General features: G+C 69.6%; 6 protein-coding genes and 1 pseudogene. 5 read left to right on the top strand and 2 right to left on the bottom strand.

Translation table 11 applies throughout. The features are described 5' to 3' along the window. Nucleotides 1-290: hypothetical protein (locus AB0J09_RS51425; RefSeq protein ID WP_360708935.1), on the bottom strand; the 290-nt coding region annotated here is incomplete at its 3' end. Here AB0J09_RS51425 and AB0J09_RS51420 point away from each other — a divergent pair. Further along, complete coding sequence (locus AB0J09_RS51420) at nucleotides 277-567, top strand: hypothetical protein (protein ID WP_360708932.1); 291 nt, start codon at nucleotides 277-279, stop codon at nucleotides 565-567. The genes AB0J09_RS51425 and AB0J09_RS51420 overlap by 14 nt on opposite strands. 330 nt (nucleotides 568-897) lie before the next feature. Further along, nucleotides 898-1,872 (top strand): AraC family transcriptional regulator, encoded by a 975-nt coding sequence (locus tag AB0J09_RS51415; protein ID WP_360708929.1) that lies wholly within the window; start codon nucleotides 898-900, stop codon nucleotides 1,870-1,872. A 130-nt stretch (nucleotides 1,873-2,002) separates the two neighbouring features. Here the strand turns inward: AB0J09_RS51415 and AB0J09_RS51410 are convergent, their stop codons facing one another. Then, nucleotides 2,003-3,124, bottom strand: coding sequence for a Gfo/Idh/MocA family oxidoreductase (locus AB0J09_RS51410; RefSeq protein ID WP_360708927.1), 1,122 nt, complete (start codon nucleotides 3,122-3,124; stop codon nucleotides 2,003-2,005). A 95-nt stretch (nucleotides 3,125-3,219) separates the two neighbouring features. On the opposite strand from AB0J09_RS51410, the gene AB0J09_RS51405 reads away from it, so the two are divergent. The 3 genes and pseudogenes from AB0J09_RS51405 to AB0J09_RS51395 form a co-directional block, all read left to right on the top strand. Continuing rightward, nucleotides 3,220-3,855, top strand: a complete 636-nt coding sequence (locus tag AB0J09_RS51405; RefSeq protein ID WP_360708924.1) for a TetR/AcrR family transcriptional regulator — start codon at nucleotides 3,220-3,222, stop codon at nucleotides 3,853-3,855. A 246-nt stretch (nucleotides 3,856-4,101) separates the two neighbouring features. Then, nucleotides 4,102-4,926, top strand: coding sequence for a VCBS repeat-containing protein (locus tag AB0J09_RS51400; protein WP_360708921.1), 825 nt, complete (start codon nucleotides 4,102-4,104; stop codon nucleotides 4,924-4,926). A 68-nt stretch (nucleotides 4,927-4,994) separates the two neighbouring features. Beyond that, nucleotides 4,995-6,874: pseudogene (locus AB0J09_RS51395) on the top strand (hypothetical protein); the annotation flags it as partial.

Here is a 6,874-nt window from a genome sequence, read left to right as displayed (position 1 = left end):
ATCGCGACCATGGGCCCCGCGCCGCCGCCGGAGAACGACAGGTTCACCATCGCGGCCTTCGGGCCGAACGTGCCGTCGGCGTGTCTCACCAGCGTCGCGTCCGGCGCGGTCCATCCGCCGTCGGCGGCGCGGACGCGCAACGGAACCGCGGAGATGTCCTCGGAGTACGTCGCTCCGTCGGGATTGGCGTACGTCGTGGAGAACTCGGTCCGCTCACTGACGATTTCGATCTTCTGGCCGGTCGCCACGGCCCGCGCCGAGGCGTTCTCGTACGCGGTGTTCTTCACCACGGATTTCGATGGGAATGCTGCTTTCGATAAGGACGCGGCGCTCTTCGCGCTTTCCGCGTCCGACACGGCGGGCACGGCGAGCACCAATCCCGCCGCCGCGATCGCTGCCCCTACGGGTTTCCACCAACGGGCGCGCGTGCCCGACCGCCATCCTCTGTTCCGTGCCAAGGTCCACCTCAACGGCGTCGTGATAGCCAGGGCGAGCGAGATCCGCCGCCGCAGAACGTATTACGCGATCGATCCCCGCGGCGGCTACGGGGTGCCGCAGCCCCCATGAGCTGCCGATTGTGTCCGGTCGCCGCCCCTGACCTGCGGTGTTGACGTCCGCGGCGGCGTACTGTCCAAAATGGAGGAAGTTCCAGATCGGACGGCAGGCGGCGGCCCCCGAGTCCCGGCGGCGTCCGTGGGGGCAGCGACGCCTGCCGCAACGACGGCGGCGATAAAGTGACCATCGGCTCGGACCGCCCCGCACACGCGCACCGGCTCGATCCGGCGCCCGGCACCGGATCGAGCCGTGATTTGTGCCGACGATTCTACGGACTGAGGACGTTCAATAAGCGAACGTCTGCACTTCTCAAGCGATCGTCGACATGATTAGACTTTTGCCATGGATGTCCTCAGTGACGCGATCACCGTCATGCGTGCTGGCCGGCCCCACGCGAATCGCCATGAGCTATTCGCGCCGTGGGGCATGCGTTTCGCCGACGAATTCGGGGGCGCCTTCCACGTCGTGCTGCAGGGGTCGTGCTGGTTGCTACCGTCGGGCAACGCGGCGCCGATCCAGCTCGGTGTTGGAGATGTGGCATTCATGTATGGTTCCGGAGCACATGCGCTGGCTGACAGCCCCACCAGCCCGCTGACGGAGATCGATCTGCGTCACCAGGGGGTCGTCTGGCCAAGCGGTGACGGCGCCCCCACCGTCCTGTTGTGCGGGGCCTATCTGCTGGACGGCAGAACGGCGCACCCGCTGCTGTCAGAGGTCCCGCCCATCGTCCACATGCCGGCACGGATCGGACGCCACCCATCGCTGCGTGCCGCCGTCGAACTGCTCGGCAGCGAACTGGAGCGGCCGCGCCCTGGGGCGGAGGCGATCGTGCCCGCGCTGCTCGACACGCTGCTGCTCTACATCCTGCGAGCCTGGTTCGAGGAGCAGGCCGAGAGCCCCGCAGCCACCGGCTGGTCGATGGCGCTCGCTGACCCTGCGATCACCGCGGCTCTCACCGCCATCCATCACGCCCCCGACCGGCAGTGGACGGTCGCCGAACTCGGCGCGACGGCGGGGTTGTCCCGGGCGGCCTTCGCCAGCCGGTTCACCGCGCTGGTCGGACGACCTCCGCTGACCTATCTGACCTGGTGGCGCATGACAATCGCAGCGCACTTGCTGCGCGAGTCCGACACGCCGCTACGAGTGGTCGCGCGGCAAGCCGGATACTCCTCGGACATCGCGTTCGCCGCCGCGTTCAAACGCGAGTACGGGATCACTCCCGGCCGCTACCGGGTTGCGAATGAAGCCACCGGACGAGCGGATGGCACCCGAGGAACGGAAAGAACACCGATGACGGCGATTGAGATCCCGCAGTGACAGGGCTCGTCCTCCCCTGCACTCGACTGCTGGCAGACACGCGCCGCGCGGCTCGCCGCGCTCGTTCCCGCTGACCTTCGCGTATCAGTGCCGGCCAGTTGGTGAGGAGTCAACCGGGGTGGGCCCTGAGTTAGCCCAAGGATTGGCGGGTGCCCGTATCTGCGGAGAGCCTGATGGCGTCAAGAAGGCGGTGCAACCGCAGACCGGCGTCGAAGTCTGGGACGCTGCGTGAGCCGGTGCGGAGATCGAGGGCCAGTTGGGCATACATCTGGGCCACATTGAAGCCCTGTGCGGCCGGATCAATCCCGGAGGTCCAGCGGTATCGGCTGGGGATCGGCAGTTCCCGCCAGGTGGCGCCCGCAACGTCTGTCCCGAGCAGGCGCAGTTCACCGATCTGGATGCCCGCCGGGCCGCCTGCTCCGGTGGAGACGATGGCGAGGTCTCCGTTGGTGCCGGAGATTTCCAGTCGGGTCCGGGCATCGGTCTCCTTGGCGTCGTGGATGTGAGCGGACACGACGGCACCGCCGATGAGGGTCGCGTTGAGGAGGAGGTGGTCGGGGCTCGTTGCCTCGACCACCTCGCCGGTTTCGGCGATGGTGGAGACGGGGTGCTGTACGGACAAGGTGGCCGAAAGGTCGCTGATGCCGCCCAGCACGTGCTGCAGCGCATCGAGCGTGTGCCCGCCCGCGACCTCGAGTGTGCCGGCGACGGTGTCGCGGTCGAGGGTGTAGGCGGCCCAGGCGGGGATTCGGCCCCCAGCCCCCTTCCCCCGGGCGGCGTACACGGTGGCTGAGGTCACACGTCCCAGATGGCCTCCCGCGACAAGTTCGCGGGCGTAGGCGATCGCAGGGGCAAAGCGCGCCTGCAGTCCGATCGCGTGGTGGACACCTGCACTGCGGGCTGACTTCATGAGGGTGTTGGCCTCATCGGTGGTCCGGGCCAGCGGCCACTCGCAGTACACGTGCTTGCCGGCCGCCAGTGCGGCCTCGACCAGTTCGGCGTGCGCGGGAACCTTGACGGTGATGACGACCAGGTCCACCTCGGGATGCTCAGATAGTTGCCTGGCGTCGGTGAAAGCCTGCGCGGCGCCGAACTTGCGTGCCGCCGCACGGGCGCTCTCGGGACGGCTGGTGCCGACTGCGGTGATCTCGTACTCCGGTAGTGCCGTCAAAGCCGGCACGTGTGCCCGAGCGGCCCAGCCCCGGTCGGGGCTCGCCCCGATGATGCCCACCCGGATCTTCTTCGATTCCATTCCCAGCCTCTCCCCACTGCAAGCGGACAGATCTTGTCCGGTTGAGACGCTAGCTAACCGGACAAGATCGGTCCAGTTATCGGTAGGATCAACGCATGAGCCAGCCGTCCAGCGCAGTAGACCGCCTGCTCGTCGATGAGTCGGGGCGTCGCCCGCGCGCCGACGCGCGGCGCAACCTCGAGCGCTTGGTGGAGGCCGCCCGAATCGCCGTTGCCGAGGTCGGCGTCGGAGTCTCCGCGCACGCGATCGCGCACCGAGCGGGTGTCGGTGTCGGCACCTTCTATCGGCGGATCCCCTCCCTCCAGGTTCTTCTTGAGGCGGTGCTCGAGGAGATCCTCGACGAGATCGCGAATGTCGCCGATCAAGCTCTGGAGGACCCGGATCCCTGGCGCGGATTCTGCGTGTTCGCGGCGGCTTACGTGCGCCTGCGCGCCGAGAGCTGCGGTGTCAGCGAGGCGCTCGGCGGCGCCTGCGGAGACGCCCTCGCCCAGCGTCTGGCGGACCTGCGAGGACGCATTCAGCGTCTCGTGGAGCGCGCCCAAGCAGTCGGCGCCATGCGCACCGACATCGTCTGGCAGAACGTCCCATTCCTGTTGGCTGCCGCCGCTACGGGTGAGCACACCCTAGGCCTGCAGGCGAGCGATCAGCAGTGGGAGCGCAATCTCCACATCATCCTCGACGGACTCCGCCCGATACACCCCAGCACTCTGCCGGGCGCCGCGCCGGCCTGAAGTCCGTCATCGGAGAGGCGAAGACCACTCGGCGGGGTGTCGGCAAACGACCGTCTGTCGACACCCCGGCCTGTAATCAAGAACCCGCAGGTGGGCAGTGTCGACAACCCGCGTCGAAAACGCCGGGCCCGCGGATGTCACACTTTGGGGCCCGTTCCACTCTCATGCACCGTGATGATCTATGTGCTTGTGCGATTGACGGGCTTTTTGAGCAACTCCATATGGCGGAGGGTGAGCCTGTCCGGGGTGGCCGTACTTGCCGTGTTCAGCCTCTCCCCCGCTGTTCCCGCCTTCGCCGGTGTCCGGCAGGCGGCCCAGACGGTGACCGCGCCGATGTTGCCCCTGTTCGTACGCAGCGGCAACACCGGTCATCTGCTCGCCTATGACCCCAAGGGCGACGGCGGCCTGCAGTCCGCCAACGATCTGGGCGGCGGCTTCTCCGCGGCGACCGCGCTCCTGCGCGCCAACATTTCCGACAACGGCAATGGCACCGACCTGTACGCCCGGCTGGGCGGCCGCCTCTACTACACCGCCGAACGCGGCACCGAGACCAAGGTCATCGGTCCGGGCTGGGACATGTACAACCTGCTGATGTCCCCCGGCAACATGGGCGGCACCGCCACTCCTGACATCCTGGCCCGGGACGCGGACGGCGCGCTGTGGCTCTACCAGGGGAAGCCCGACGGCACCCTGATCACGCGCGTCCGGGCCGGGGCGAGCGGCTGGAACGGCATGAACGCCCTGGCCGGGTACGGCGATTACACAGGCGACGGCAAGAACGACCTGCTGGCCCGCAACACCACCGGCGTCCTGTCCATCTACCAGGGCACGGGCAACGCCACCACCGACGCCGTCCTGGGCTCCCGCATCACCGTGGGCACCGGCTGGGACGCCTACACCGCTCTGGTCTCCACCGGCGACAACAGCGGCGACGGCAAGCCCGACCTGATCGCCCGCGACTCCGCCGGTGCGTTGTGGCTGTTCAAGGGCACCGGCGTGGCCTCAGCGCCCTTCGCCGCGCGGGTGCAGATCGGCACCAGCGGCTGGAACGCCTTCAACGCCTTCTTCTGACCCGGCCCCGCCCACAGCTCCCACCTTGGCCCGGCGACCGCGCCGGGCTGTTCGAGAACGGCTTTTGCATGCTCTTCGCGTTACCTCTTCCGCGGCGCCGTGCCCGGCGACGCCTGCTGGGACGGCTGCTGACGACCACCGCGGCCGTCACCTCCGCCGCCGTCCTGGTCTCCAGCGCCCAGCTCACGCCCTTACCCGCGCTGGGCGCGACGGCCGCCGTCGCGGATGCCGCCGACTACGACCTGGACCATGCCGCCGATGTCCGCGCGGCCCAATGCCTGCTCAGCGTCATGCAGCGCAAGGGCGGCCAGGAGCTCAAGGCGGTGGCCCGTACCGGCCTGCGCGGCACGGACACCGAACTGCTGCAGGCCGCCGACCCGGACTACTGGGAGGGCACGCCGCTGAGTGCCGCCTTCGCCAAGGACACGGCCTCGGCCTCGGCCAAGTCGGACGAGCTCTACGACCGCCACAACGTGTGGGAGCAATCCCTCGACGTCATTCCCCCGGCGGGCTACACGAACGTCGGGTTCCAGTGGATCGAGCAGAAGGACAACCCGTTCGCCAAGGTGGGCCTGTCCGGCTGGATCTTCAAGCAGTCCATCCAGTTCGAGGACCCCCTCTACGAGAATCAGACCCCGCTGGCCGGGCCGGAGTCGGTGACCGCGGTCAACAAGATCGCCGCGGTCCGCTACCCGGAGGACGGCAGCGACTACGAGGGATGGCGCGCCTGGTCGGCTATGACCTCCGGGCACGCCATGTACGCCGACGACGCGCGGGCCTTCCTGGAACGCGGCGGGTTCGCGACCAGCGCGCCCGACCCGGACAGCATGGAGTTCCGGGTCGACGTCGAGAACCTCAAGGCCCGTTACGCCTCCTGCACCACCGACAATCCGCCCGACCCGCACAATGTCCTGACCGCCGAGTTTGCCACCGCCTCCGCCGAATGGCAGCAGGAGGTCGACGGCCAGCGCGCCCAGCGTGACGCCATCCTCGGCGAGGAGGCCCAGGCCAACACTGACCTCCAGGTCGCCTCCCAGGCCCTGGGCGAGGCGCTCGGCCAGTCGATCATCGCGGTCCGGCTCGCGGACTGGCAGGCGTACTGGCTCAAGCAGACCCCCGAAAGCGCGGGCCTGGACTACCCGGACGCGGCGACGTTCACCGAGGTCAAGAACGACATCGTCAAGGCCCAGGCCATGGCGCTCGGCCGCAGCTTCGTGGCCGCCCGCGCCGCCCGCTCCTCGCAGCGGCACGCCACCACCGCGGTGGCCGCCCAGCAGGCCGCGTACGCCATCGCCGATGCCGCCGGGCTGCCCCGGGGCCGTGGGCTGCTCTACGGCCAGCAGGCCGTCCAGGTCACCCGCGCCACGGCCGCCGCCGCACTGGCCGTTTCCAAGGCCACCGACACTGCCTCCAACGCCACCCGTGCCTCGGCCGCCGACAGCAAGACGCTGATGGCGCTGGCCGAGACGCAGACGCACGCCTCGCAGGCCGAGTTCCGGCGCATCGCCGCCCAGGAGGCCGCCGCCCAGGCCAAGGCCGCCGCCGACGGCGCCGCCGCCCAAGCCGTCCTGGCCGCCTCCAACGCCATGAAGGCCAAGGAGGCCCAGGCCAGGGCCGAGGCCGCCGAGCTGACCGCCAAGAACGCCGCCGCCGACGCCAAGGCCAAGCGCGAGACCGCCGAGGCCGAACGCGACATCGCCAAGACCCAGAAGGAGATCGCCGCCGCCCGGCGCGCCGACGCCGCATCAGCGGAGGCGACCGCCCAGGCGCAACGCCAGGCGGCCGCCACCGCGCTCAGCGCCGCCCAGACGGCCGGAGCCACCGCGGCGGCGAAGAAGGAGGCGGCGCAGCAGGCCGAACGGAACGCGGCCGCGGCGCGCACCACGGCCGTGCAGGCGGAGGCTACCCGCGACACGCTGGCGGCCAAGGCCGCCGCCCGCGAGGCGTA

The organism is Nonomuraea sp. NPDC049784 (assembly GCF_040659615.1).
Classification (GTDB): Bacteria; Actinomycetota; Actinomycetes; order Streptosporangiales; family Streptosporangiaceae; genus Nonomuraea.
Note: the sequence above shows the minus strand (reverse complement) of the source record. Positions and strands in the feature narration are given on the sequence as shown.